The following is a 22,090-nucleotide window of genomic DNA, read 5'->3' as shown; positions in this document are numbered from 1 at the left end:
AAGCGCTCGTTCGACTTCTGGCACTTCTCCCGGCGGATCATCACATCATCGCCGTCGCGGTTCGCGATCCTCATCTTCGCGGCGCTGATCCTGTTGTTCACCGCCCTGTTCTCGCTGCCGATCGCGTCGGCATCCGGAACGGTCACCCCGCTCAGCGACGCCCTGTTCACCGCGGTCTCGACGATCTGCGTGACCGGACTCGCCACGGTCGACATGGCCGAGCACTGGTCGCCGTTCGGCCATGTGCTCATCTTCCTCGGAGTGAACATCGGCGGAATGGGCGTGCTGACCCTCGCCTCGGTCCTGGGCCTCGTGATCTCGAAGAAGCTGGGCCTGCGCGCGAAGCTGCTCGCCGCCGGGGACAGCAATCCGCTGCGCGCGCACGGCGGCGTCGTCAACGAGGGGCAGACCGTCCGGCTCGGCGAGGTCGGCCAGCTGCTCACAACCGTCGCGATGTCGCTGATCGTGATCGAGCTCGTCGTGGCGATCCTGCTCTACCCGGGCCTCGTGATGGCCGGCATCCACCCGCTCACGGCCCTCTGGGAGGCGCCGTACTACTCCGCGATGGCGTTCACGAACACCGGCTTCGCGCCCAACGCGACCGGCGTCGTCGAATTCGTCGACGACTACTTCGTGCTCACGATGCTCATGATCGGCGTGTTCCTGGGCAGCATCGGCTTCCCCGTCATCTACACGCTGCTCAAGCACCACTATCACGTGAAGCGCTGGTCGCTGCACTCCAAGCTCACCCTCATCACGACGGCGATCCTGCTCGTCGTGGGCGCGGCCGTGTTCGTGATCCTCGAGTTCGACAACCCGAAGACCTTCGGATCGATGGATGCCGTCGACACGACCTTCCAGTCCGTCTTCCTCTCGGCGATGACGAGATCCGGAGGGTTCAGCACGGTGGAGATCGCCGACCTGAACGGCTCGTCCAAGCTCGCGATCTCGATGCTCATGTTCGTCGGAGGCGGCTCGGCCTCGACGGCGGGCGGCATCAAGGTGACCACGCTCGCCGTGCTCGCGATCGCCGTGTGGTCCGAGGCGCGCGGCCGCCAATCGGTGAACGCGTTCGGACGCCGCATCCCCAGCGACGTGCAGCGCGTCGCCCTCAGCGTCGTCGCGTGGGGCGCGACGATCGTCGCCCTGTCGACGATCATCATCGGGCAGATCACCAAGGCCTCGACCGAGGATGTGCTCTTCGACGTCATCTCGGCGTTCGGCACGGTGGGCCTGAGCACAGGTCTCACCCAGAGCCTGCCCGATCCAGCCGTGTACGTCATGGCGCTGACCATCTTCATGGGGCGCGTTGGTACAGTGACACTCGCCGCGGCGGTCGCCGCGACGACGAGAACGCAGCTCTACTCGCTGCCCGTCGAAAGGCCGATCGTTGGTTGAAGGTCTCCGCAGCGATGCCCCGGTGCTGGTCATCGGACTCGGACGCTTCGGCGCCGCGTGCGCCGGCGAGCTGGACAGACTCGACCGCGAGGTGCTCGCCATGGACGAGAACCTCGAGCTCGTGCAGAAGTGGTCGGACCGCGTCACGCACACCGTGCAGGGCGACGCCCGCAACATCGACGCTCTCAAGCAGATCGGCGCGCAGGACTTCCAGGTCGCGGTCGTCGCGGTCGGCTCCCTGATCGAGGCATCCGTCCTCATCACGGCGAACCTCGTCGACCTGAAGGTCCCGCAGATCTGGGCGAAGGCCGTCTCGCAGTCGCACGGCAAGATCCTCGCCCGTGTGGGCGCCAACCACGTCATCTACCCCGAGCGGGAGGCCGGCGAGCGCGTCGCGCACCTCGTGAGCGGTCGGATGCTGGACTTCATCCGCTTCGACGACGACTTCGTGCTCGCGAAGATGTACCCGCCGAAGTTCATCCGGGGCGTGGGCCTGAACGAGTCCGGTGTGCGGAGCAAGTACAAGGTCACGGTCGTGGGCGTGAAGAGCCCCGGCAAGCCGTTCCGCTACGCCGAGGCGGACACCGTCGTCACCAACCACGACCTCATCATCGTGTCTGGCACGAACAGCGACATCGAACGCTTCGCTGCGCTGGATCGCTGACCGCGTCCATCCCTACCTGAAACCCCATTCACATTTGCTCGATTGAGGGCTAGAGTCGATCCGCACGCGGCATCGGGGCCGCGTCACGGCAGGGCGCCGGATACGCGAAGGATCGGTCATGACCATCACCCAGGACTCGCTGCTCGACGGCATCACCGCACGGGTGATCGACACCTCGCGGCTGCGGGTCAACGTCCTCGAGCGCACCGGCGACGACCCCGCCGCTCCCCCGGAGCGCACGGTCGTGTTCGTGCACGGCAATGTCTCGTCGGCGCTGTTCTGGCAGGAGATCATGCTGGCACTGCCCGCCGACCTGCGTCTGATCGCCGTCGACCTGCGCGGATTCGGCGACACCGAGACGCTGCCCGTGGAGGCGAGCCGCGGACTCGGCGACTACAGCGATGATCTCCGCGCGACCCTCGACGCGCTCGGAATCGAGACCACCCACCTCGTCGGCTGGTCGATGGGCGGCGGAGTCTTGATGCAGTACGCGCTCGACCACCCCGCACTCAGCCTGACGCTGCAGGCGCCCGTCTCGCCGTACGGGTTCGGAGGAACGCGGCCCGACGGCTCGCGACTGACCGACGACGACGCCGGATGCGGCGGCGGGGGTGGCAACCCCGACTTCATCGAGCGGCTGCGCGCCGGGGACACCACGGCGGATGCTCCGACCTCGCCGCGCAGCGTGTTCCGCGGGAGCTACGTCGCGTCCGGGTACACGGGCGACCACGAGGACATCTGGGTGGCGTCGATGAACACGACGTCGACGGATCCGGGAACGTACCCCGGTGACAGCGTCGCGAGCACGAACTGGCCCGGGTTCGGCGCCGGGGACGTCGGTGTTCTCAACACCATGGCGCCGGGGCACTTCAACGTCTCGCGCATCGTCGACCTCGACGTCAAGCCGCCGATCCTCTGGGTGCACGGCACGGCGGACGCCATCGTCTCGGATGCCTCGTTCTTCGATCTCAACCACCTCGGAGCCCTGGGCGCGATCCCCGGATGGCCCGGGGAGGAGGTCGCGCCGGCGCAGCAGATGGTCACGCAGACGCGGAACGTGCTGACGGCGTACGAGGCGGCCGGCGGGGACGTGACCGAGGTCGAGTTCGAGGGCGTCGGACACTCGCCGCATCTCGAACGCCCTGAGGAGTTCCGCACGGCGCTGCTCCAGCGGATCGGGTACGCGCGCTGAGCCGACTACTTCCCCGCAGCCATCTCCTTGGCGCGGGCGAGTGCGGCATCCGTCGCCCGGGTGAACACGTCGTCGAGGTTCGCGTCCTGCAGGACCGCGATCGCCCGCTCGGTCGTCCCCTTCGGGCTCGTCACACGCCGTCGGAGCTCGGCGGGATCCTCTCCGGATGCCGCGAGCAGCGCGGTCGCGCCGATGAAGGTCTGCTCGGCCATGAGCCGGGCGTCGGCCTCGTCGAAGCCCTTGGCGATCGCGGCCTTGGTGAGCTCCTCGATGAGCAGGAAGACGTAGGCGGGCCCCGAGCCGGAGATCGTCGAGAGGGCGTCGATCTTCTCTTCCGGAACCTCGACGACGGCGCCGACGAGTTCGAACAGCCGCCGGACGAGCGCGACGTCATCGGCGGTCGCGGCGCCTCCGGCCGCGAGTCCGGTGACGCCCTTGCCCACGGTCGAGGGGGTGTTCGGCATCGACCGGATGACTCTTGCGCCCTCGCCGAGGTGCTCTGCGAAGGTGGCGAGCGTGACACCCGCGGCGAGGCTCACGACGATGGCATCATCACGGAGGACGGGCGCGATCTCGCGCAGCAGATCGGGAACCATGTACGGCTTGACGCCGACGAGGATGACGCGGGCGGATGCCGCGGCATCCGTGTTGCCGTTCGGCTCGCTCTCCAGCGCGACGGCCGTGACGTTCTCGAGCCCCTGGAGCGTCGCGGCCTTCTCGGCCGTGCGGTTGGTCGCGATGATGCCCCCGTCGACCGGGATGCCCGACGCGACGACGCCGTGCAGGATGGCGCCTCCCATCGATCCGGCACCGAGGAACGCGAGGGACGGAAGGGATTCAGGCATGCGGCCATCCTATGCTCGGGATGCGACAGCGCCGATGAGGACCCCAGCGGATCACAGGCGCCCGAACTAGACTCGCGGCATGAGCGGATCTGCCAGCAAACACGACCTCGACCTGATCATGGACGCGATCCTCGGATGCGCCGATGTCGAGAAGCTCATCAGCCTGAAGACGTACACGGTCGAGGGCGACAAGCTCCTCGTCGCGGTCAAGATCGCCCTGCCCGCCGAGAAGACCGTCCGCGACGTCGCGGACGTGATCGGCGAGATCGAGCAGCAGATCCGCACGACGGTGCCTGCCGTGGGCTCGCTGTACATCCAGCCGGACATCTACCGTCCGTCGCTCGACCCCGAACCGTCGACGGATGTCTTCGTACTGAAGTCCGAGGACTGACCGGCCGCTGCGCGCTCGCCAGGGGGCGCAAATCGCCGCCATACGGGGTCCTAGACCGCCATTCGCGACCCCTCTCGGGGAGCCGTCTTCGCGAGGGGTCGCATGTGGCTGCCAAAGCCGACCAGTAGTCGCCATCTGCGACCCCTCGCGCGGGAGCTGGCACGTCCCGGACGCGCTCCTGCCTCAGCGGCGCTGCTCGAAGAAGTCGCGCAGCAGGGCGGTCGACGCGTCTTCCGAGACCCCGCCGACGACCTCCGCGCGGTACGGCAGACGGCGGTCGCGCAGCACGTCGTACATCGACCCCGCCGCCCCGGCCTTCTCGTCCCACGCACCGAAGACGACGCGTCCCACGCGCGCCTGCAGGATCGCCCCCGCGCACATCACGCACGGTTCGAGGGTGACGACGAGCGTGCAGCCCTCGAGGTTCCAGGACGAGATCGATGCCGCGGCCTGCCGCATCGCCACGACTTCGGCGTGGCCGGTCGGGTCGTGCGTCTGCTCGCGGGTGTTCCGCCCCTCGCCGATGATCGCACCCGAAGCGTCGAGCAGCACGGCCCCGACCGGTACCTCTCCGGCCGCCGCCGCTTCCTCGGCGAGCGCGAGCGCGAGCAGCATCCCGTCGGTGTCTGCCTGGCGCATGTTCCGAGCGTATCCGGACCCCGCGCGCATTACCCTATGTCTATGCGTGTTCACGTCGCCGACCATCCGCTCATCACCCACAAGCTGACCGTGCTGCGCGACGAGCGCACGCCGTCTCCGGTCTTCCGGCAGCTGACCGAGGAACTCGTCACGCTGCTCGCGTACGAGGCGACGCGCAACGTCAAGGTCACGCCGATCGAGATCCAGACTCCGGTCACCAAGACGACGGGTGTGAAGATCTCCGAGCCCCGTCCGATCGTCGTGCCGATCCTGCGTGCGGGCCTCGGCATGCTCGAGGGCATGGTCAAGCTGCTCCCGACCGCCGAAGTCGGCTTCCTCGGCATGGTTCGCGATGAGACCACGTTCGAGCCGACCACGTACGCCGAGCGGCTGCCGGATGACCTCAGCGACCGCCAGTGCTTCGCCATCGACCCGATGCTCGCCACCGGCGGCTCGCTCGCCGCGGCGATCCAGTTCTTCTTCGACCGCGGTGCGAAGGACGTCACCGCGATCTGCCTGCTCGGCACGCCGGAGGGCCTCGAGGCGATCGAGAAGCTCGTCGGCGACCGCGACGTCACGATCGTGCTCGGCGCGCTGGACGAGGGGCTGAACGAGCACCGCTACATCGTCCCCGGCCTCGGCGACGCCGGCGACCGTCTGTACGGCACCGTCTGACACCTCCCGCTCGGCTGCGCCGAAGTCAGGAACAGTGCCCGAGAGCAGGACTATTCGGACAGATCTTCCTGACCTCGATCACTCGTCCTGATCCGGGAACGGCGGTTCAGCCTCGATCCGCGCCGACGAGACGCGCGAACGCGCTGAGCCTGGTCACGCCCTCCGGAGTCCGCGGGAGGTCGTCGAGCAGCGCGGGCGAGTAGATGAGGAACGCCGCGACCTGCGCGCGCGAGATGGCGACGTTGAGCCGGTTCTGCAGCAGCAGGAACTCCGGCCCGCGCGGCGCATCGCGACCGCTGGATGCCGCGAGCGTCGTGATCGAGACGACAGCCTCCTTGCCCTGGAAGTTGTCGACCGTCCCGACGGGCACGTCGCCGAATCCGGCGGCGGTCAGGGCGTCGTGGACGAGCTGCTTCTGCGCGTTATAGGGCGCGACGACGATGATGTCCTCCTCCGTCAGTGGCCTGGTTCCGGCGTCGGGCTCGGAGAACGCGCGCCGGATCAGGTCGCGGACGATCCGGACGACCTCGTCCGCCTCTTCCGGCGACTGGGTCGCGTTCCCGCGGTGACGGAGCGGCGCGAGATGGAGCCCTGCACGGATGCCGTCGATCTCCCGCAGCTCGGTGCCGGACGCCGACTCCAGCTGCCCCGCGTACGAGAGTCGTGACACCGGCTCGGCGACGGCGGGATGCATCCGCCAGCTGTGGTCGAGGAAGTAGCCGTACTCGGGCCGGACGACGGAGTCGCCGTCCATGACCCAGCCGAGCGCCGAGGTGTCGACCGGCTCGGGGTGCGCGCCCTGGCTCACCTGCGGCAGCTGCTGCGGGTCGCCGAGCAGGAGCAGCCGTTTCGCCCCGGCCGCGACCGCGATGGTCGAGGCGAGCGAGAACTGACCGGCTTCGTCGATGACGATGAGATCGAGGCCTCCGCGCTCGACCCGGGTCGTGTTGCTGAAGTCCCACGCGGTGCCGCCGACCACGACGCCCTGCCCCTCGCGCTCGGCGAGGAACGCCGCCATGCCCGTCTTGGGGATCGGCGTGTACGCAGGATCGCTCCCTTTCTCCTTCGGGCTCTTCGCGACCTGACCCGCCGGCACGCCGGCGGCGACGACACGCTCGAGCAGCGTTTCGATGATCGCGTGCGACTGCGCGACGACACCGACGCGGAACCCGTACTCGTTCACGAGGCGGGCGATGACGTGCGAGCCGGTGTAGGTCTTGCCGGTGCCGGGCGGTCCCTGCACGGCGACGTAGCTGCGATCGAGATCTCGGACGGCGCGGACGATCGCATCGATCACGTCGCCTCCGCGCTCCGGGAGCCCTGCGCCCGACACGGTGCGCGGCGGAACGCGGCGCAGGATGTCGGTCGCCGCGTCCCCCGGGAACGCGGGCGCCGCCTGGTGCACGGCATCCGCCCACTCGTCGATCGCGCCCTGCAGGGAGACGACCCGGGGAGGCGCCGCCGGAGTGAGCGCGAGGGGCAGCTCGTCCCAGGTCTGACCGTCCACCGCGTTCTCGGTGACGATGTAGCCGTCGTCTGTGACCTCGGTGATGCGCACGATATGCGGCACGTGGACGGCTCGCGACGGCGCATCGACCACGAAGGGTGCGGGGAACGGGTACAGCGCGAATGGCTCGCCGCCCTCGCCGAGCGTCGTCCCCGGTGACACCTCGCCGCGGATCTCGATCTCGCGCGACATGACGCGCCGGCCTTCTTCGACGCTCCAGTCGCGGCGCACCGCCGAGGCCGCGGCGTCCACGCGGACGACGTCGCGGGTCTGATCCCACATCGACACCGGTTCGCGCAGCCGCTGGAAGTGCGCCCGCCAGAAGATCGCCGACTCGCGCGGGTAGTAGTCGATCGCCGCCGCAGCCACGCGGTGGGCTTCGCCGTCTCCCCCGCGCTCGACGTCTTCTGCGGCGTCGGCCAGCAGCGCGACTGACCGCGGCGACGGCTCGTAGACGACCTCGTCGGCGACATCGGGCGGCGCAGGGTTCACGCCCTTGTCGCGTGCGATCTCGATCAGCCAGTTGCGCAGGCGGCGCGTGGAGACGCAGTCGTAGCGGTTGTAGTCGGCGAGATCCGCGAGCACGGCGTCGGCATCGGCGGTCTCGCCGGCGGCGGCGAGCTGGCGCGCTGCGACGTACCGCACGATCGAGTCGTCGCCTTTCTGCACATCGCTGGTGCGCACGTCTTCGCCCATGTAGAGCGGCTCGAGCTTCTTGATCGAGTACGACCGCGAGCCGACCCGCACGGTGCGCAGCACGAGCGGGTACAGGTCGACGAAGACGCCCTCGCGCAGGAGCTTGTCGACCTCGCCCTCGCGGACGCCGTGCCGCGCGGCCATCGCGCTCAGGTGCGAGGTCTCGTACGGCGCGTAGTGGTAGATGTGCATGTCGGGATGCGCGGACCTGCGCGCGTTCACGAAGTCGAGGAACTGCTCGAGTGCTGCCTTCTCGTCGGCGAAGGTGTGCGCCCACAGCGGCGTGTACTGGTCGTCGTTGTCGACCCAGCCGAAGAGGTAGTCGATGCCCCACTGCGCATGGCCGTCGGCGGCGGGCTCGGTGTAGAGCGGGTCGCCCTCGAAGTCGAAGAAGATGTCGCCGCGACTCGGGCGGGGCAGCGTATGGATCGCCGCGGGGTGATAGACGTCGTAGGAGGGCGCGTCGTCGGCCTCGGCGCGCAGTTGCAGCCGGGCCTGCGAGCGGAGCGACTCGAAGGTGTCGATGTTCATTCCGGCGGGAGCTTCGGTCGCCGCGGCGAGCTGGTCGATCGTCTCGATGCCGGCGTCGCGCAGGCGCGTGCGCTGCACCGGTCGCATCCGCGCGACCATGAGGAGGTCGCGCGCGGCATCCACCTGCTGCGTGCACGTCTCACATCGGCCGCACGCGACCACACCGATGTCGCCGCGCTCATCGCCCCAAGCGAGCGGGGCGCCCGCGGCGCCTGCTGCCACATCGCGATCGGCGATCAGCGTTCGCAGACGCGATCGGCGCACGTGGAAGAGCGGCAGGAGGTCGTCGACGTCGTGCGTGCTGACCGTTCCGTCGCCGAGGATGAGATCGACCTGGTCGGACCGCGGGATGCCGAGACCATCGAGCTGGTCGACGTATGCCGCCAGCTGCATGAGCGCGGTGACCCGTGCCGTCCGTGCGAGCTTGGAGTCCTGCACCCGCCACCGGCCCTCGTCGTCGCGCAGAAGGAAGTCGGCGAATCCGACGAACTCGTCGGTCGCGAACGCCGCCTGGAAGAGCAGCCTCGCATCCGACCGCAGCGCCTCGCGCGTCTCGGCGACGACAGCGGCCAGGGCGTCGGGCTCTGCGGAGTTGACCCGCGCGACCTCATGAACGGCATCCACTCCGAGCGACTCGCGGTACGCCTCGAGGACCTTCACCTCGTGCGCGTCGCCGAGCTTCGCCGCCCGCTTCAGCGTGGCATCCTCGGGCTCCTCGACAGCGGGAACGCGGCCGAGCTTGGCATCGATCGCGCGTGCCCATGCGAACTCGCATTCGGCGGCGGCCTTCAGGTCGCTCGCGCTCCAGATGACGCGCTGCGCCTGGGTGTCGATCCGCATGCTTCGAGCGTAGCCGGGGGCTCAGACACCCCCGACGCTCAGCGCCACCAGTCGTCGGCCGGCGTGACCGGCAGGTGGCGCTTGTGCTCCGTGGCGCGGTACTTCTGCTCGATGCGGGCGGCAGCCTCGGCATCCACCGGGCGCCCCTCGAGATAATCGTCGATCTGCTCGTACGTGAGGCCGAGCTCGTCCTCGTCGGCGCGACCGGGCTGGTCGTCGAGAAGGTCGGCTGTCGGAACCTTCTTCCACAGCCGCTCCGGCGCATCGAGCGTCTGCAGCAGCTGCTTGCCCTGGCGCTTGTTCAGCCCCGACAGCGGGAGGATGTCGGCCGCGCCGTCGCCGAACTTCGTGTAGAAGCCGGTCACGGCCTCGGCAGCGTGATCGGTGCCGATGACGAGGTGCGCGTCGTGCCCCGCGAGCGCGTACTGGGTGACCATGCGGATGCGGGCCTTGATGTTGCCGCGGTTGAAGTCCGAGATCGTCGCGCCGGCGGCATGCTCGATGTCGGTCTCGACACCGTCGACGCCGTTCTGGATGTTCACCTCGACGACCCGATCCGCGGCGATGAACTCGAGGGCGGCAGCGGCGTCATCCGCGTCGTGCTGCACCTTGTACGGCAGGCGGACCGCGATGAAGTCGGCAGTGCCGCCGCCGTCGCGGACCCGCTCGACGGCGAGCTGCGCGAGGCGTCCGGCGAGCGTGGAGTCCTGGCCGCCCGAGATCCCGAGCACGAACCCTCTCGCTCCGGTCTTGTCGAGATAGTCGACGAGGAACGTCACGCGGCGTTCGACCTCGGCGGCCGGGTCGATCTCGGGCTTCACCCCGAGGGTCTGGGCGATCTCCTGCTGAAGCGTCATGCCTCCAGTATCGTCCTGCATGCGTTACGCGGGTATGACGCGGCGGGAATACCGTCGCAGGCGCCCCGCTTGTGACCAGAGGACCGTCCTCCCGATGAAAGCGAGAATCATGACCCAGCTCGGCCGCAGCGACCTCGATGTCCTCCCCCTCGCCCTCGGCGGGAACGTGTTCGGGTGGACCGCCGATCGCGACACGTCGTTCGCGATCCTCGACGCGTTCACGGCGGGCGGGGGCGACTTCATCGACACCGCCGACGGCTACAGCCACTGGGTGCCCGGCAATCACGGCGGCGAGAGCGAGACGATCATCGGCGAATGGCTCGCAGCGCGCAGGCCGAGCGGCCTGACCATCGCCACGAAGGTCAGCACGCACCCTGGGTTCCCCGGCCTGTCGGCGGCGAATGTGCGGGCTGCCGCCGAGGCATCGCTGAAGCGCCTCGGCGTCGACGCCATCGACCTGTACTACGCGCACTTCGACGACGCCTCCACCCCGCTCGAGGACACCGTCACGGCGTTCGGCGAGCTCGTCTCGGCCGGTCTCGTGCGCAACATCGCGGTCTCGAACTACTCCGCCGAGCGCATCCACGAATGGGTCTCCATCTCGCAGGATGCCGGGATCCCCCTGCCGGTCGCGGTACAGCCGCACTACAACCTCGTGCACCGCAATGACGTCGAGGAGAGCATCATCCCCGTCGCCGAGGACTTCGACATGAGCCTCGTGCCGTACTACGCGCTGGCGAGCGGATTCCTCACCGGAAAGTACCGGTCGACGGATGCGGCGGGTTCATCGCCCCGTGCCGGCGGCGCAGCCAAGTACGCGACCGAGCACGGGCTGAAGATCATCGATGAGCTCGAGGAGATCGCGGGCAGGCACGGCGCGTCGATCGCCTCGGTGGCGCTCGCCTGGCTGCGTGCGCAGCCGACCGTCGCGGCTCCGATCGCGAGCGCGTCGCGGGTCGAGCAGGTCGCGGATCTGCTGGCGAGCACGCGGCTGGAACTGTCGTCCGATGAGGTTCGGAGCCTGGACGCCGTGTCGGCCTGGAGCCCGGCGAACGCCTGAGCGCCAGGGCGGTCGAGCGCCGGCGAGGAGTCGAAACCGGCTCAGCGGATGCGACTCGGCCCCGCTGGGGTCTGCTCGACGACGACCTGTGCGGGGATCTGCTCCTGCATCGACTCGACGTGACTGATCACGCCGACCGTGCGACCACCTGAGCGCAGCTCGTCGAGAGTTCGCATCGCGACCTCGAGCGTATCGGCGTCGAGCGATCCGAATCCCTCGTCGATGAACAGGGTGTCGAGCTGGATTCCACCGGCCCGCGCCGTGACGACCTCGGCGAGCCCGAGTGCGAGGGCGAGTGAGCTGAGGAACGTCTCTCCGCCCGAGAGCGACTGCGCGGGACGCGTCTGCCCGGTGAACGCGTCGAACACGACGATGCCGAGGCCCGATGCCGCCCCGCGCGACGCGAGCGCGTCGGAGTGCTGCAGCTGATACCGGCCGGTCGACATGTCGGACAGCCGACGGTTCGCGGCATCCACGATCTCTTCGAGCTCCGCTGCGAGCACGAACGTCTCGAGGCTCATCTTGTGCGTGTTGCCCGCGCGCCCGGCGACGGTGTCGGCGACCCCGCGGAGCACCTCGTGATCGGCCTGCTGCTCGGCGCTGCGAGCGTGCTCGGATGCTGCGGAGTCGATGAGTCTCCGCAGCTGATCGGTCATCGCCTCGACGCGGCCGGCGGCATCCGTCGCCGTCTTCCACGCAGAACGCGCATCGGCGGCAGCCTGTTCAGCGGGCGCGAGGTCGATCGGGTCCTCCGGCAGCGTGCGCATCTCGAGCGGCAGCAGCAGTGACCGCTCCTTCTCGCGCTGCACGCGGTGCGCCTGGATGCGCGCGTCCAGAATCTCCTGATCGGCCGCGGAGCGCATCGCCGTTCGCGCCGCGGTCGCATCATCGAAATCGGAGGCGGTGAGGGCGGCATCCTGCTCGCTCTTCGCCTCGGCGAACTCCTGCTCGATCCGGGCGCGTTCGCTCAGCGCCGACGCCAGAGTGCGTGCGGTCGACGCCTGCCCGCCGACGTGCGCGATGCGCTCTGCCACCGTCTCGAATGCGCCGCGTGCATCGGCGATCTGCGTCGCCGCCTCGTGCTCGCGCTGCGCGAGCAGCGCCAGCGCCTCACGGGCAGCGGCCAGAGCCGCCGCCGCATCCTCGCGCTCCTGGGCGAGGATCGCGGTCGCGGCTGTCGCCTGCGCGATCTGCTCGTCCAGCGCCACGACCTCGGCTCCCGCCGCGACAGCTGCAGCGTGGGCATCCCCGGCCGCGGCCGTCTCGGACTCCGCGGCATCGACGCCGAGCCCGTCGGCGATCGCCAGCGCCGCGGAGAGCCTCGAGGTCAGCTCGGCGCTGCGCGTCTGGGCCGCGCGCTCGGCCGTCTGCGCGGCATCCCGCTCGCGCTCCGCGCGCTCGACGTCCTCGGCCGATACCGGGTCGGTGTGCACGGCGGGCGCAGGGTGCTCGGTCGATCCGCACACCGAGCAGGGCTCTCCGGCGACGAGCGCGGTCGCCAGCTCGCCGGCGAAGCCGTCCAGGCGTCTGCGGCGCAGCTGGGCGAGCGCGGTCTGGGCCTCGGCGAGGACGGTGCTCGCCTCGGCCAGTTGTCGATCGGCCGACTCGAGCTCACCGGTGATCCGGGCAGCCTCGACGGCGGCATCTCGTCGCGCTCCGGCGGATGCCAGCGCTCGGGCGAGATCCTCGGTGCGGTCGGCGCTGCGCCTGACCCGGTCGCGCTGCGCGGTGAGATCGGCCAACCGCGCAGGGAGCGCCGTGCGCTGCTCGTCGCCCGCAGCCACGCGCGCCGTCGCCGCTTCGACGACGACCTCGGCGCTCTCGATCTCGGAACGCAGTGCCGTTTTGCCGTCTTCGAGTTCGGCCGCCCGTGCCCAGGCTCCGCTCTCGCGCGTGCGCTCGGCCGCCCAGGCCTCGAGCGTCTCCGCCGAGACCTCGTCGAGTTCGGCTCCCGTCGCGTCCCACGCAGCGCGCGCCGCGCTCTCCGCGACCACGGCGGCATCGCGCGCGGACTCCGCCCGGCTCGCCGCTGCGATCGTCGCCCTCAGCGCCTCGGCCGCCCGCGCGCGCTCCAGCGTGCGGCGGGCCTCGTCGATCTCGGGCTGCTCGGCCTCGAGTTGCGCGAGGGCCGCTCGCGCACGATCGCGCTCCTGCTGGGCCGTGCGATCCTCGCGAACGGCTGTCAGCGCGGCATCCGCCGTCTGAAGCGCCCTCTCGGCGTCATCGCGCTCCGCGGCCCGGCGCTCGACCCGATACTCGGCGCGGCCGAGTGCCGCCCGCAGCGCCCCGATCCGCGCCGCCGTCGACGACGGCTCTGGAGCGGTTCCTGCATCGCCCCACAGCTCGCCGTCCGTGACGACGCGCTCGGCCTCGTCGATCCGGGTGTCCACCCGCGCGGCGGCCCCGGCGAGCGCGTTCTCGGATGCCCGTCGACGCTCGTCGAACCGTGCCTGCACGTCTTCGAAGCGCTCGGTGCCGAAGAGGCGCCGCAGCAGCGCCTGCCGCTCCTTGCTGTCGGCGAGCAGGAACCGGGCGAACCGGTTCTGCGCCAGCAGGATCACCTGCAGGAACTGCTCCCGGCTGAGCTGGACGATCCCGTCCAGCTCATCGGCGACGCGCTTCTCCTTCGCGGCGAGAGCGACCCAGCCCCCGTCGATGAAGGCATCCAGCTGCACGGCGGAGTTCTGCTTCGTGAGCCCGCCGCCCCGCTTGGCCGGGCGCAGGTACTCGGGCGATCGCGTCACCCGGTACCGCCCGGCTCCGGTGCTGAACTCGACGACGACCTCACTGGGATCGTCGGGTTCGCAGTGGTCGCTGCGCAGGCGCTTGTCGCCGCCCTCGTAGCGCGGAACGGATCCGTAGAGGGCGAAGCAGACGGCATCCAGGATGCTCGACTTGCCCGCGCCGGTGCGCCCGGCGATGAGGAAGATGCCGTCGTCGGCGAACGCGTCGAAGTCGACGATCTGTCGGGAGAGGAAGGGCCCGAAACCCTCGATCTCGAGACGGTGGAGGCGCACTAGACGAGAGCCTCCGCGATGACGCGCTCATCGAGCACCTCGCGGATGAGTTCACTCTCGCGCTCCGTCGGCCCCTGCCCCGCGCGCACGTGCACGAGGAAGGCCTCGATGCGCTCGGTGTCGGTCACAGCCGTCTTCAGCCGCGCGGCATACGAGTGCTCGGCCTGGTCGCCGGCGCCTGCCGGCGCGTGCTGCACCATGGCGCAGTGCGGGAAGCGCTCCTTGAGGCGGCGCATCGGCTCGGACTGCGGCAGCGCATCGGTGTAGACCGCGCACACCCAGTCGTCGGCGTGCGCCGCAACGTTCTCGGCGGAGAGGATCTCGTCGAGGGTGCCGGTGAGCGTCACCAGGCGGCGCGGGACGGGCAGTTCGAGCCACTCGGCGGACGCCAGCCCCGACGCGTCGAGGTCGATGAGCCAGGATCCGCGCTGCTTGTGCTGCTCACCGAAGCTGTAGTGCAGCGGAGCGCCGGCGTAGCGAACCCTGTCGCTGAGCTTCTGACGCCCGTGGATGTGCCCGAGGGCGACGTAGTCGGGGCCGTCGAAGACCTCGAGCGGAACGACGTCGAGCCCGCCCTGGCGCACCTCGCGCTCGAGCCCGGCCGTGGCATCCACCCCCGCGGCGAAGCAGTGCGCGATCGCGACCGAGCGGCCAGTGTGCGCGGCCATGCCGGTGCGCACGAGGTTCATCGCGTGCGCCATGGTCTGCGCCTGCGTCTTGAGCGCGACGCCGTCCCAGTGTTGACGGACGATCGCCGGTTCGAGGTACGGAACGCCGTAGAAGTGCACCGGACCGTCGGCGTCGTCGATCGTCACGGGAGTGCCGATCTGAAGGGGGTCGGTGATCACATGGATGCCGTCGCGAAGCAGTCGGGCCTGGAACCCGAGCCGCGCGGCCGAATCGTGGTTGCCGCTCGTGACGATCACACGGGCACCGGTGTCGTGGAGCGCTACGAGCGTGTCGCCGAGCAGCGTGTACGCGGGCCCGGCCGGCGTCGCCGAGTCGAACACGTCGCCGGCGACGATCACGACATCCACCGCCTGCTCGCGCACCTGCTGCACCAGCGCTGCGAGCACCTCGGCCAGCGCATCCATGGTCGAGTTGCCATGGAAGGTGCGACCGATGTGCCAGTCGGAGGTGTGCAGGATTCGCATACTCACACGGTACGGACGGCCTCGGACATTCCCTCCGAGGCGTGCCGCGAGGAGCGGAAGGCCCCTGACCCGACCCTCACCTCGACGATCGACACGTGGTGATGCGGAATGCGCGATGCGCTTTCACATGTGCGGGGTGCGGGGCTGCGCGATGCGAGATCGTGGGCTGCCCTCCGCCCTGCAGTGCCGGACTTGACCCTCCGGCTGGGCGTGTGTCCGCCTCGTCGTGGCTACCGACTTCCGCTCTACTCCTCCAGGTCGTGCGTCCAGTTCGCCTCCTGGATACGATTGTCCAGTTCACGCAGCTCCTGTGCCACGCGGTCCGCGGCCTCCCGCAGCTGCGCCACGGGCAGCGCTGCGATCTGTCGCAGCTCGGAGCGCATCTGCCGCATGCCGCTGTCGGATCCGGATGCCGCGGCCGCGGCATCCGCGAGCAGGGAGTGCTGCAGACGCAGAACGTCGCGGGCGGCGAGCGCGTCGGTCATGGTGCCGTCGGCTCCGAGATCGAGTCGCGCGTTGGTCGCGTTGATCCGACGGATCAGCTCGCGGAGCCCCACGAGGTCCTTCTCGGCCTCGCCGAGGAGCGCAGCGGCATCCTCGGCCGGTTCCTCGCCCTCCTGATATCGGGCGTTCGCGGTGATGCGGGCGCGCAGCTGCTCGATGCGGCGCTGCAGATCGGCCCGCGCGGTCAGAGCCTCGGCGATCTTCATGGCCTCATCCTCTCAGGCCGCGCCGACCGTGTCACCGCCGGCGCAGCAGGCCCTGATGATCGGGGTTCTGCGCGAACCACTCGGCGACGTACCAGCAGACCGGGTCGACCTTCCGGTCGCCGCGGCTCTCGATGTCGGCGACGGCACCCTTCACGACGCACGCCGCGTAGCCGTGCCCGCGGAATGTCGGGATCGTGAAAGCCCGTGTCAGCGCGATCGTCGTGCCGTCGTCGCGATAGTCGAGGACGCTCACCAGCGCTCCGTCACGCGTGAGCGTGTAGCGCGATGCATCCTTCTCATCCGTGACGAGAAAGCCGTCGATCATCGTCGAATCCGTCATGGCATCCACGCTAGGCCACGCGGTCACACCGGGACTCGTTTTGACACGGGGCGTCATCCTCAGACATAATCCCCCCATGACCACCAACGCGCTCCCCTTGTCCGCCCAGGAGGCGAACGGGACTGCCGGGATGATGATGCCCGGCTGCGTTGGCATGTGTTGCCGAATGTGTCGCTGATCACTCAGCTGACCTGTCCGGCTCCGCTCTTCGCCATCTGCTAAGCGTGAGCCCCGAGCACCTACCCGTGTGCTTGTTTCTCGGCCTTCAGGGTCACTCTCGCAACACATCCGAGCCGCGTCGGCTCACCCTCCCAAGGACTTCATCATCATGTCGAACATCGCCCTCCTCGAGCGTCCCGCCCCCACCCGCGCCCCGCACCTGCGTCCCGTCCCGCGTTTCGTCGAACAGGATGCGCCGGCCGCACCGGCCACACCCGCAGATCTGCCCGCCACGCGCTCGCCCCGTGGCTTCGCCCTGTACGTCGGTCTGGATGAGATCAAGGCCGCCGGCGCCGGAGTGAGCCTGCCTCTGCTCGTCGACGCGCTGCGCCGCACGCTCGCCGAGCTCGCCCCCGAGGCGGAGACGCACGCCACCGTCGCTCTCGCACCGCACGGCTCGGGAGGACGCGATCTCGACGTCGTTCGCCTCGCCCTGCACGAGCCCGGCGCGATCGCCCGCGCGAAGGCCGCCACCGAGACCGAGGAGAAGAACGAGGACTACGGCGTCACCGTCGACATCTCACGCAAGCGCGTGCTGATCGACGGCGAGTCCGCCGCGTTCACGTACAAGGAGTTCGAGCTGCTGCAGTACCTCGTGCTCCGCGAAGGCCGTACGATCGAGCGCTCCGAGCTCGTGGGCGCCCTGTGGCAGGCTCCGGAAGACGAGACCCCCGGCGAGCGTACGATCGACGTCCACGTGCGCCGGCTGCGCGCGAAGCTCGGCCGCTACGAGGACATCGTGCGCACCGTCCGCGGCGTCGGCTACCGGTTCGACCGCCACGCCGACGTCGTGATCCGCTACGGTCACGGCACCCCCTCGCCCGACCGCTTCTGAGTCTGACGCGGCGCCAGTCGTTGTCAGCGCCGCGACGTAGGGTGTTCGCATGACGATGACAGCGGATGCCGCGACCGACCCGGTCGACGCCGCGCCGCCGCTGCGCACGGTCTACCGCCCGCAGCACCCCGTGAACCTGTTCCGCACGGTCGGCGTGCTCATGCGCGGGCCGAAGGACCCGACGATGATGGTCGCCGGCTCCACCCTGTGGCGCGCCGCCCGTACTCCGGAGGGCGTCGCGACGCTGGCCCTGCGCCAGAGCACCGAGGGTATCCACGCCACCGCCTGGGGCCCGGGCTCCGACTGGGCCATCGAACAGCTCCCGCGCCTCTGCGGCGCCACCGACGACGACGCGGGCTTCGACCCGGCATCCCTCACGGCAGCCGGGCATCCGCACCTCGCCGAGGTCGCCCGCCGCACGGCATCCACCCGCCTGACCCGCACCGACCTCGTCTTCGACGCGCTCGCGAGCGCCGTGATCGAGCAGAAGGTCACCTCGTTCCAGGCGTTCGGCGCCTGGCGGGCGCTCATCACGCGATTCGGCGAACGCGCCCCCGGGCCGACCCCGCGGCCGATATTCGCCCCGCCGACGATCGGCGGCTGGCGCGGCATCCCCTCTTGGGCCTGGCACACCGCCGGAGTCGAGCCTCCGCAGTCGCGCGCGATCGTGCGCGCCGCCGAGCGCGGTCGGCGCATCGCGGATGCCGTGCTCGCCGCATCCACCCCCGGCGAGCGCGACCGCATCCTCACGAGCCTCCCCGGCATCGGTGCGTGGACCTCGGCCGAGACCCGCATCCGTGCGCTCGGCGACCCCGACGCCGTGAGCGTCGGGGACTATCACCTCGCCCATCAGGTCGGCTATGCGCTGACCGGATCCCGCACCGACGACGCGGGGATGCTGGAGCTCCTCGCTCCCTGGGCGGGGCACCGTCAGCGCGTCATCCGCCTCATCCTCGCGAGCGGTCTCATCGAACCGCGCCGCGGCCCGCGCCTCGCCCCGGAGGATCACCGCCGCCGGTGACGAGGCCTGCGAGACTGTGACGATGCTCGTCTTCGATCACCTCGGCATCACCGTCGATGACCTTCCCCATGCGATCGGGCAGTTCGACCCGGTCATGACCGCCCTCGGCTTCACTCGGGTCGACGCTGAGGCCTCCGTCTCCTGGCAGCGTGACGATGAACCCGAGCTCATCCTGTTCCCGGCTCGCGAGGAGGGCACCGGTCCGCACCTGCATGGGCGAGTCGGATGGCAGCATCTCGCCTTCGCGATGACGTCGCGCGCGGAGGTCGACCGTCTGCACGACATCGCCATGCAGGCAGGATGGTCTGCGGTCCGCGATCCCAAGGAGTACCCGCGCTTCACCGACCGCTACTACGCATCCTTCGTCGAAGACAGCAGCGGCATCCGCATCGAGTTCATGCACAATCCGCCGCGCGACCGGTGACGGGACGCCCCTAGGCTGGGCCCATGGCGGCGACGAAGAAACAGCGTTGGACATGGCTCGGCGGGACCGTCGCGCTGTTCGTCCTCGGCATCGTGATCGGACTGATCCTGCAGAACGTGTGGCTCGGCCTCCTGCTCGCACTGATCGTCTCGGTGGTGTGGCTGATCGCCGCGGAGTCGCGCCGCGGCGGCAACGCCGGTGCCAACGACGAATCGCACGGCATCGAGCTGTAGACGGCGTCAGTAGTACACGGCGAGCCGTCCGTTCGGCCCGTCGATCACCGTCACCGGCGTGCGGAACACACGGGTCAGCACGTCGTCGCGGATGATCTCGTCCGGCGTCCCGTGCTCGGCGATGCGTCCGTTCTCCATGGCGATGATGTAGTCGCTGTAGGCGGCCGCGAAGTTGATGTCGTGCAGCACGATGACGATCGTGCGCCCGAGCTCGTCGGCGGCCCGGCGCAGCTGCCCCATCATCTGCACGGAGTGCTGCGCGTCGAGGTTGTTCAGCGGTTCGTCCAGGAGCAGGTAATCGGTGTCCTGTGCGAGCACCATCGCGACGTACGCGCGCTGCCGCTGTCCGCCCGAGAGCTGATCGAGGAAGCGCTGCTCGAGGTCGGTGAGATCGAGGAAGTCGATCGCCTCGGAGATCTTGTCCTCGTCGGCCTGCGTGAGCCGCCCGCCGCTGTACGGGTATCGTCCGAACGAGACGAGCTGACGCACCGTGAGCCGGGTGACGAAGTGGTTCTCCTGGCGCAGGATCGACACCGTCTTCGCGACGGTCTTCGACGGCGTGCGGTGCACGTCGAGTCCCGCGACCTCGATCGTCCCCTCGTCGGGGGCGAGCAGCCGCCCGATCATCGTGAGCACGGTGGACTTGCCCGCGCCGTTCGGCCCGACGAGGGCGATGATGCCGCCGGCGGGGATGTCGATCGAGACGGGCCCGATCTCGACATCGCTGCTGTAGCGCTTGGTGACATGGGTGAGACGGATCACAGGCGTCCCTTCCGGAAGACGACGATGAGGAACAGCAGCCCGCCGATCAGCTCGACGACGATCGTCACGGCGTCGACGATCGGGAACACGTGCCGCAGCAGGAAGTAAGCGAGGGTGAGGATGACGTAGCCGAGCAGCCACGCCACCGGCAGGATGCGGCGATGGTCGTACGTGCTCGTGATCGAGTACGCGAGCGTGGCCATGAGGAAGCCGAGGAAGGTCATCGGCCCGACGAGCGATGTCGTCATCGCCATGAGCACCGAGACCAGGGTCAGCATCAGCATGGTCTGACGCCGGTGGTGAAGTCCGAGGTTGGCGCTGATCTCGCCCCCGAGGGAGAGCACGTCCAGACGCCTGGCGAGGAACCAGATCGCACCGCCCGCCACCGCTGCCACGGGGATCACGATCCAGAGGAAGTCCGTGCTCGCGTGCCCGACGCTGCCGAACAGCCGCGCGGCGAGCACGTCGAACTCGTTCGGGTCCAGCATCTGCTGCATGAACGTCGACAGCGCCCCCATGCCGGCGCCGATGACGATGCCGATCAGCAGCATCACGTGCAGGTTGCCGAACCTCCCCGACAACAGCCAGGAGTACAGCAGCACGGCGAACAGCACCATCATCGCGCTCTGCAGCAGGAACCGGGCGAGCGTGCTGATCTCGGCGATGCCCGCCGTGCCGAAGAAGAACACGATCGCCGTCTGGATGAGCACGTACAGCGACTCGAACCCCATGATCGACGGCGTGATGATGCGGTTGTTCGTCACGGTCTGGAACGTCACGGTCGCCATCGCCTGGCAGAAGGTGACGACGGCGATGACGACGAGCGTCGTGACGCGCATGCGCGAGATCCGCCACCACTTCTCGCTGAACGGCTCGAACTGGTTGCCCCACGTGAGCAGCAGAGCCGTGATCGTGACCGCGGCGACGATCAGCGCGACGAGGATGACGAGGTACCGGATGCGGTGCCGCGGGCTCGCGTAGGGCCCGGACCCCCGGCGGCTGATGCCCGCGCCGGCAGGCGCGGAGAGCTGAGAGTCAGCGAGCACTGGTCCTCCTCGTGCGCAGGAGCAGGAGGATGAACACGGCGGACCCGACGACGCCCAGCACCAGCGACACCGGGATCTCGAACGGCATGATGACGACGCGACCGATGATGTCGCAGACCGTCACGATCCAGATGCCGGTCAGCAGAACCCACGGCAGGTTGGAGCGCAGGTCGTCGCCGCGCACCATCGAGACGAGGTTGGGCACGATGAGTCCGAGGAAGGGCAGCATCCCGATCACGACGGTCACGACACCGGTGGTGAGCGAGATGAGCCCGACGCCGAGCAGCACGACGCGCTCGTAGTTCATGCCGACGTTCGTCGCGACGTCCTTGCCGAGGCCCGCGACCGTGAAGCGGTCGGCGAGGACCATCACGGCGATCGCCACGGCCAGGACGATCCAGAGCAGCTCGTAGCGTCCGACCTCGACGCCGGTGAAGCGCCCCATGAACCACCCGCCGAGCACCTGCAGCAGATCGAATCGCAACGCGAGGAAGGTCGTGATCGCGCTGACGACGGCGCCGAACATGATGCCGACGATCGGCACGATGAGCGACGACTTCAGCGTCACGCGCCTCAGGAATGCGAAGAAGATCAGGGTGCCGACGAAGGCGAATCCGATCGCGACGACCATCTTCACGAAGACGCCGGATGCCGGCAGCACGATGTAGGTCGCGAGCAGACCGAGCCCGGCCCATTCGGTGGTGCCCACCGTGGTCGGCTCGACGAACCGGTTCTGGGTCATCAGCTGCATGACGAGGCCCGCCATCGGCATACTCGCCCCGGCGAGGACGAGGGATGCCGTGCGCGGCACGCGCGTGATCCACAGGAACTCCGTGCCGCCTCCCTGGCCTGCGGTGATGTCGGCGACCCCGACGAACAGGGACAGCACGATGAGCCCGATCGTCAGGACGATCGCGACGACGAGGGGCAGCGCGCGCGTGCGCGCTCTCGCACGGGCGCGGGCAGGCGCGAGCACGTCGACCGCGGTGACGCGGCGCGAAGGGGATGCCGAGGAGGCCATGTTCACCGTTCCG

Annotated in this window: 21 protein-coding genes; 10 read left to right on the top strand and 11 right to left on the bottom strand. The window is 69.4% G+C overall.

All coding sequences use genetic code 11. The features are described from left to right. Nucleotides 1-36 precede the first annotated feature (36 nt). From AB0269_RS00300 to AB0269_RS00290, 3 genes are all read left to right on the top strand, one after another. Complete coding sequence (locus AB0269_RS00300) at nt 37-1,398, top strand: potassium transporter TrkG (protein ID WP_366210467.1); 1,362 nt, start codon at nt 37-39, stop codon at nt 1,396-1,398. Then, the gene (locus AB0269_RS00295; RefSeq protein WP_366209202.1) at nt 1,391-2,062 is read left to right on the top strand and encodes a TrkA family potassium uptake protein; all 672 of its coding nucleotides are present in this window, start codon (nt 1,391-1,393) and stop codon (nt 2,060-2,062) included. Before AB0269_RS00300 ends, AB0269_RS00295 begins: the two co-directional genes overlap by 8 nt. A 118-nt stretch (nt 2,063-2,180) precedes the next feature. Continuing rightward, nucleotides 2,181-3,254 (top strand): alpha/beta hydrolase, encoded by a 1,074-nt coding sequence (locus AB0269_RS00290; protein WP_366209201.1) that lies wholly within the window; start codon nt 2,181-2,183, stop codon nt 3,252-3,254. A 5-nt stretch (nt 3,255-3,259) separates the two neighbouring features. Here the strand turns inward: AB0269_RS00290 and proC are convergent, their stop codons facing one another. Further along, nucleotides 3,260-4,099 carry a pyrroline-5-carboxylate reductase gene (gene proC, locus AB0269_RS00285; RefSeq protein ID WP_366209200.1) on the bottom strand — a complete coding sequence of 280 codons (840 nt, stop codon included), beginning with the start codon at nt 4,097-4,099 and terminating at the stop codon, nt 3,260-3,262. Nucleotides 4,100-4,178: 79 nt separating this feature from the next. Here proC and AB0269_RS00280 point away from each other — a divergent pair, with 79 nt between their 5' ends. After that, nucleotides 4,179-4,490 carry a cation transporter dimerization domain-containing protein gene (locus AB0269_RS00280; protein WP_227531149.1) on the top strand — a complete coding sequence of 104 codons (312 nt, stop codon included), beginning with the start codon at nt 4,179-4,181 and terminating at the stop codon, nt 4,488-4,490. A gap of 183 nt (nt 4,491-4,673) precedes the next feature. On the opposite strand, the gene tadA is transcribed toward AB0269_RS00280, so the two are convergent. Further along, nucleotides 4,674-5,105 (bottom strand): tRNA adenosine(34) deaminase TadA, encoded by a 432-nt coding sequence (tadA, locus tag AB0269_RS00275; protein ID WP_366210466.1) that lies wholly within the window; start codon nt 5,103-5,105, stop codon nt 4,674-4,676. 66 nt (nt 5,106-5,171) lie between these two features. Here tadA and upp point away from each other — a divergent pair, with 66 nt between their 5' ends. Further along, on the top strand, nt 5,172-5,804 hold the full coding sequence (gene upp / locus AB0269_RS00270) for a uracil phosphoribosyltransferase (protein ID WP_227531150.1): 633 nt from the start codon (nt 5,172-5,174) through the stop codon (nt 5,802-5,804). A gap of 106 nt (nt 5,805-5,910) precedes the next feature. Here upp and AB0269_RS00265 read toward each other — a convergent pair whose 3' ends face one another. Both AB0269_RS00265 and nadE read right to left on the bottom strand, forming a co-directional pair. After that, nucleotides 5,911-9,378, bottom strand: a complete 3,468-nt coding sequence (locus AB0269_RS00265) for a TM0106 family RecB-like putative nuclease (RefSeq protein ID WP_366209199.1) — start codon at nt 9,376-9,378, stop codon at nt 5,911-5,913. A gap of 38 nt (nt 9,379-9,416) precedes the next feature. Beyond that, on the bottom strand, nt 9,417-10,235 hold the full coding sequence (gene nadE, locus AB0269_RS00260) for an ammonia-dependent NAD(+) synthetase (protein ID WP_366209198.1): 819 nt from the start codon (nt 10,233-10,235) through the stop codon (nt 9,417-9,419). Between the two features lie 109 nt (nt 10,236-10,344). Between nadE and AB0269_RS00255 the strand changes: the two genes are divergently transcribed. After that, entirely contained in the window at nt 10,345-11,295 is a 951-nt protein-coding gene (locus AB0269_RS00255) for an aldo/keto reductase (RefSeq protein WP_366209197.1), read from the top strand. Nucleotides 11,296-11,336: 41 nt separating this feature from the next. Here AB0269_RS00255 and AB0269_RS00250 read toward each other — a convergent pair whose 3' ends face one another. From AB0269_RS00250 to AB0269_RS00235, 4 genes are all read right to left on the bottom strand, one after another. After that, a complete protein-coding gene (locus AB0269_RS00250) occupies nt 11,337-14,312 on the bottom strand; it encodes an SMC family ATPase (RefSeq protein WP_366209196.1) in 2,976 nt (991 codons plus the stop codon). Continuing rightward, entirely contained in the window at nt 14,312-15,466 is a 1,155-nt protein-coding gene (locus AB0269_RS00245; RefSeq protein WP_366209195.1) for an exonuclease SbcCD subunit D, read from the bottom strand. The genes AB0269_RS00250 and AB0269_RS00245 overlap by 1 nt, the downstream gene beginning before the upstream one ends. 245 nt (nt 15,467-15,711) lie before the next feature. After that, nucleotides 15,712-16,176 (bottom strand): DIP1984 family protein, encoded by a 465-nt coding sequence (locus AB0269_RS00240; protein WP_366209194.1) that lies wholly within the window; start codon nt 16,174-16,176, stop codon nt 15,712-15,714. 31 nt (nt 16,177-16,207) lie between these two features. Then, nucleotides 16,208-16,516, bottom strand: coding sequence for a GNAT family N-acetyltransferase (locus AB0269_RS00235; RefSeq protein ID WP_366209193.1), 309 nt, complete (start codon nt 16,514-16,516; stop codon nt 16,208-16,210). A gap of 328 nt (nt 16,517-16,844) precedes the next feature. Between AB0269_RS00235 and AB0269_RS00230 the strand changes: the two genes are divergently transcribed. From AB0269_RS00230 to AB0269_RS00215, 4 genes are read left to right on the top strand one after another with little or no spacing between them, the layout of a single operon-like run. Further along, nucleotides 16,845-17,570, top strand: coding sequence for a winged helix-turn-helix domain-containing protein (locus tag AB0269_RS00230; RefSeq protein WP_366209192.1), 726 nt, complete (start codon nt 16,845-16,847; stop codon nt 17,568-17,570). A 49-nt stretch (nt 17,571-17,619) separates the two neighbouring features. Beyond that, nucleotides 17,620-18,591, top strand: a complete 972-nt coding sequence (locus AB0269_RS00225) for a DNA-3-methyladenine glycosylase 2 family protein (protein WP_366209191.1) — start codon at nt 17,620-17,622, stop codon at nt 18,589-18,591. 22 nt (nt 18,592-18,613) lie between these two features. After that, nucleotides 18,614-19,015, top strand: coding sequence for a VOC family protein (locus AB0269_RS00220; protein WP_366209190.1), 402 nt, complete (start codon nt 18,614-18,616; stop codon nt 19,013-19,015). 23 nt (nt 19,016-19,038) lie between these two features. Next, nucleotides 19,039-19,248 (top strand): hypothetical protein, encoded by a 210-nt coding sequence (locus AB0269_RS00215; protein ID WP_366209189.1) that lies wholly within the window; start codon nt 19,039-19,041, stop codon nt 19,246-19,248. 6 nt (nt 19,249-19,254) lie between these two features. Here AB0269_RS00215 and AB0269_RS00210 read toward each other — a convergent pair whose 3' ends face one another. The 3 genes from AB0269_RS00210 to AB0269_RS00200 are packed head-to-tail and all read right to left on the bottom strand — an operon-like array spanning nt 19,255 to nt 22,077. After that, a complete protein-coding gene (locus AB0269_RS00210) occupies nt 19,255-20,010 on the bottom strand; it encodes an ATP-binding cassette domain-containing protein (protein ID WP_366209188.1) in 756 nt (251 codons plus the stop codon). After that, nucleotides 20,007-21,056, bottom strand: a complete 1,050-nt coding sequence (locus tag AB0269_RS00205; RefSeq protein WP_366209187.1) for an iron chelate uptake ABC transporter family permease subunit — start codon at nt 21,054-21,056, stop codon at nt 20,007-20,009. Before AB0269_RS00205 ends, AB0269_RS00210 begins: the two co-directional genes overlap by 4 nt. After that, complete coding sequence (locus AB0269_RS00200) at nt 21,046-22,077, bottom strand: iron chelate uptake ABC transporter family permease subunit (RefSeq protein WP_366210465.1); 1,032 nt, start codon at nt 22,075-22,077, stop codon at nt 21,046-21,048. The genes AB0269_RS00205 and AB0269_RS00200 overlap by 11 nt, the downstream gene beginning before the upstream one ends. Between the last annotated feature and the right edge of the window lie 13 nt (nt 22,078-22,090).

Source organism: Microbacterium sp. NPDC077644 (assembly GCF_040702785.1).
Classification (GTDB): Bacteria; Actinomycetota; Actinomycetes; order Actinomycetales; family Microbacteriaceae; genus Microbacterium.
This window is presented reverse-complemented; position numbering and strand designations above follow the sequence as displayed.

Coding starts and splice junctions, on each gene's coding strand:
- proC (WP_366209200.1), bottom strand. CDS start 4,099: ATGCCTGAATCCCTTCCGTCCCTCGCGTTCCTCGGTGCCGGATCGATG.
- AB0269_RS00240 (WP_366209194.1), bottom strand. CDS start 16,176: ATGAAGATCGCCGAGGCTCTGACCGCGCGGGCCGATCTGCAGCGCCGC.
- AB0269_RS00255 (WP_366209197.1), top strand. CDS start 10,345: ATGACCCAGCTCGGCCGCAGCGACCTCGATGTCCTCCCCCTCGCCCTC.
- AB0269_RS00215 (WP_366209189.1), top strand. CDS start 19,039: ATGGCGGCGACGAAGAAACAGCGTTGGACATGGCTCGGCGGGACCGTC.
- AB0269_RS00225 (WP_366209191.1), top strand. CDS start 17,620: ATGACGATGACAGCGGATGCCGCGACCGACCCGGTCGACGCCGCGCCG.
- nadE (WP_366209198.1), bottom strand. CDS start 10,235: ATGACGCTTCAGCAGGAGATCGCCCAGACCCTCGGGGTGAAGCCCGAG.
- tadA (WP_366210466.1), bottom strand. CDS start 5,105: ATGCTGCTCGCGCTCGCGCTCGCCGAGGAAGCGGCGGCGGCCGGAGAG.
- AB0269_RS00245 (WP_366209195.1), bottom strand. CDS start 15,466: ATGCGAATCCTGCACACCTCCGACTGGCACATCGGTCGCACCTTCCAT.
- upp (WP_227531150.1), top strand. CDS start 5,172: ATGCGTGTTCACGTCGCCGACCATCCGCTCATCACCCACAAGCTGACC.
- AB0269_RS00220 (WP_366209190.1), top strand. CDS start 18,614: ATGCTCGTCTTCGATCACCTCGGCATCACCGTCGATGACCTTCCCCAT.
- AB0269_RS00280 (WP_227531149.1), top strand. CDS start 4,179: ATGAGCGGATCTGCCAGCAAACACGACCTCGACCTGATCATGGACGCG.
- AB0269_RS00230 (WP_366209192.1), top strand. CDS start 16,845: ATGTCGAACATCGCCCTCCTCGAGCGTCCCGCCCCCACCCGCGCCCCG.
- AB0269_RS00235 (WP_366209193.1), bottom strand. CDS start 16,516: ATGACGGATTCGACGATGATCGACGGCTTTCTCGTCACGGATGAGAAG.
- AB0269_RS00290 (WP_366209201.1), top strand. CDS start 2,181: ATGACCATCACCCAGGACTCGCTGCTCGACGGCATCACCGCACGGGTG.
- AB0269_RS00200 (WP_366210465.1), bottom strand. CDS start 22,077: ATGGCCTCCTCGGCATCCCCTTCGCGCCGCGTCACCGCGGTCGACGTG.
- AB0269_RS00265 (WP_366209199.1), bottom strand. CDS start 9,378: ATGCGGATCGACACCCAGGCGCAGCGCGTCATCTGGAGCGCGAGCGAC.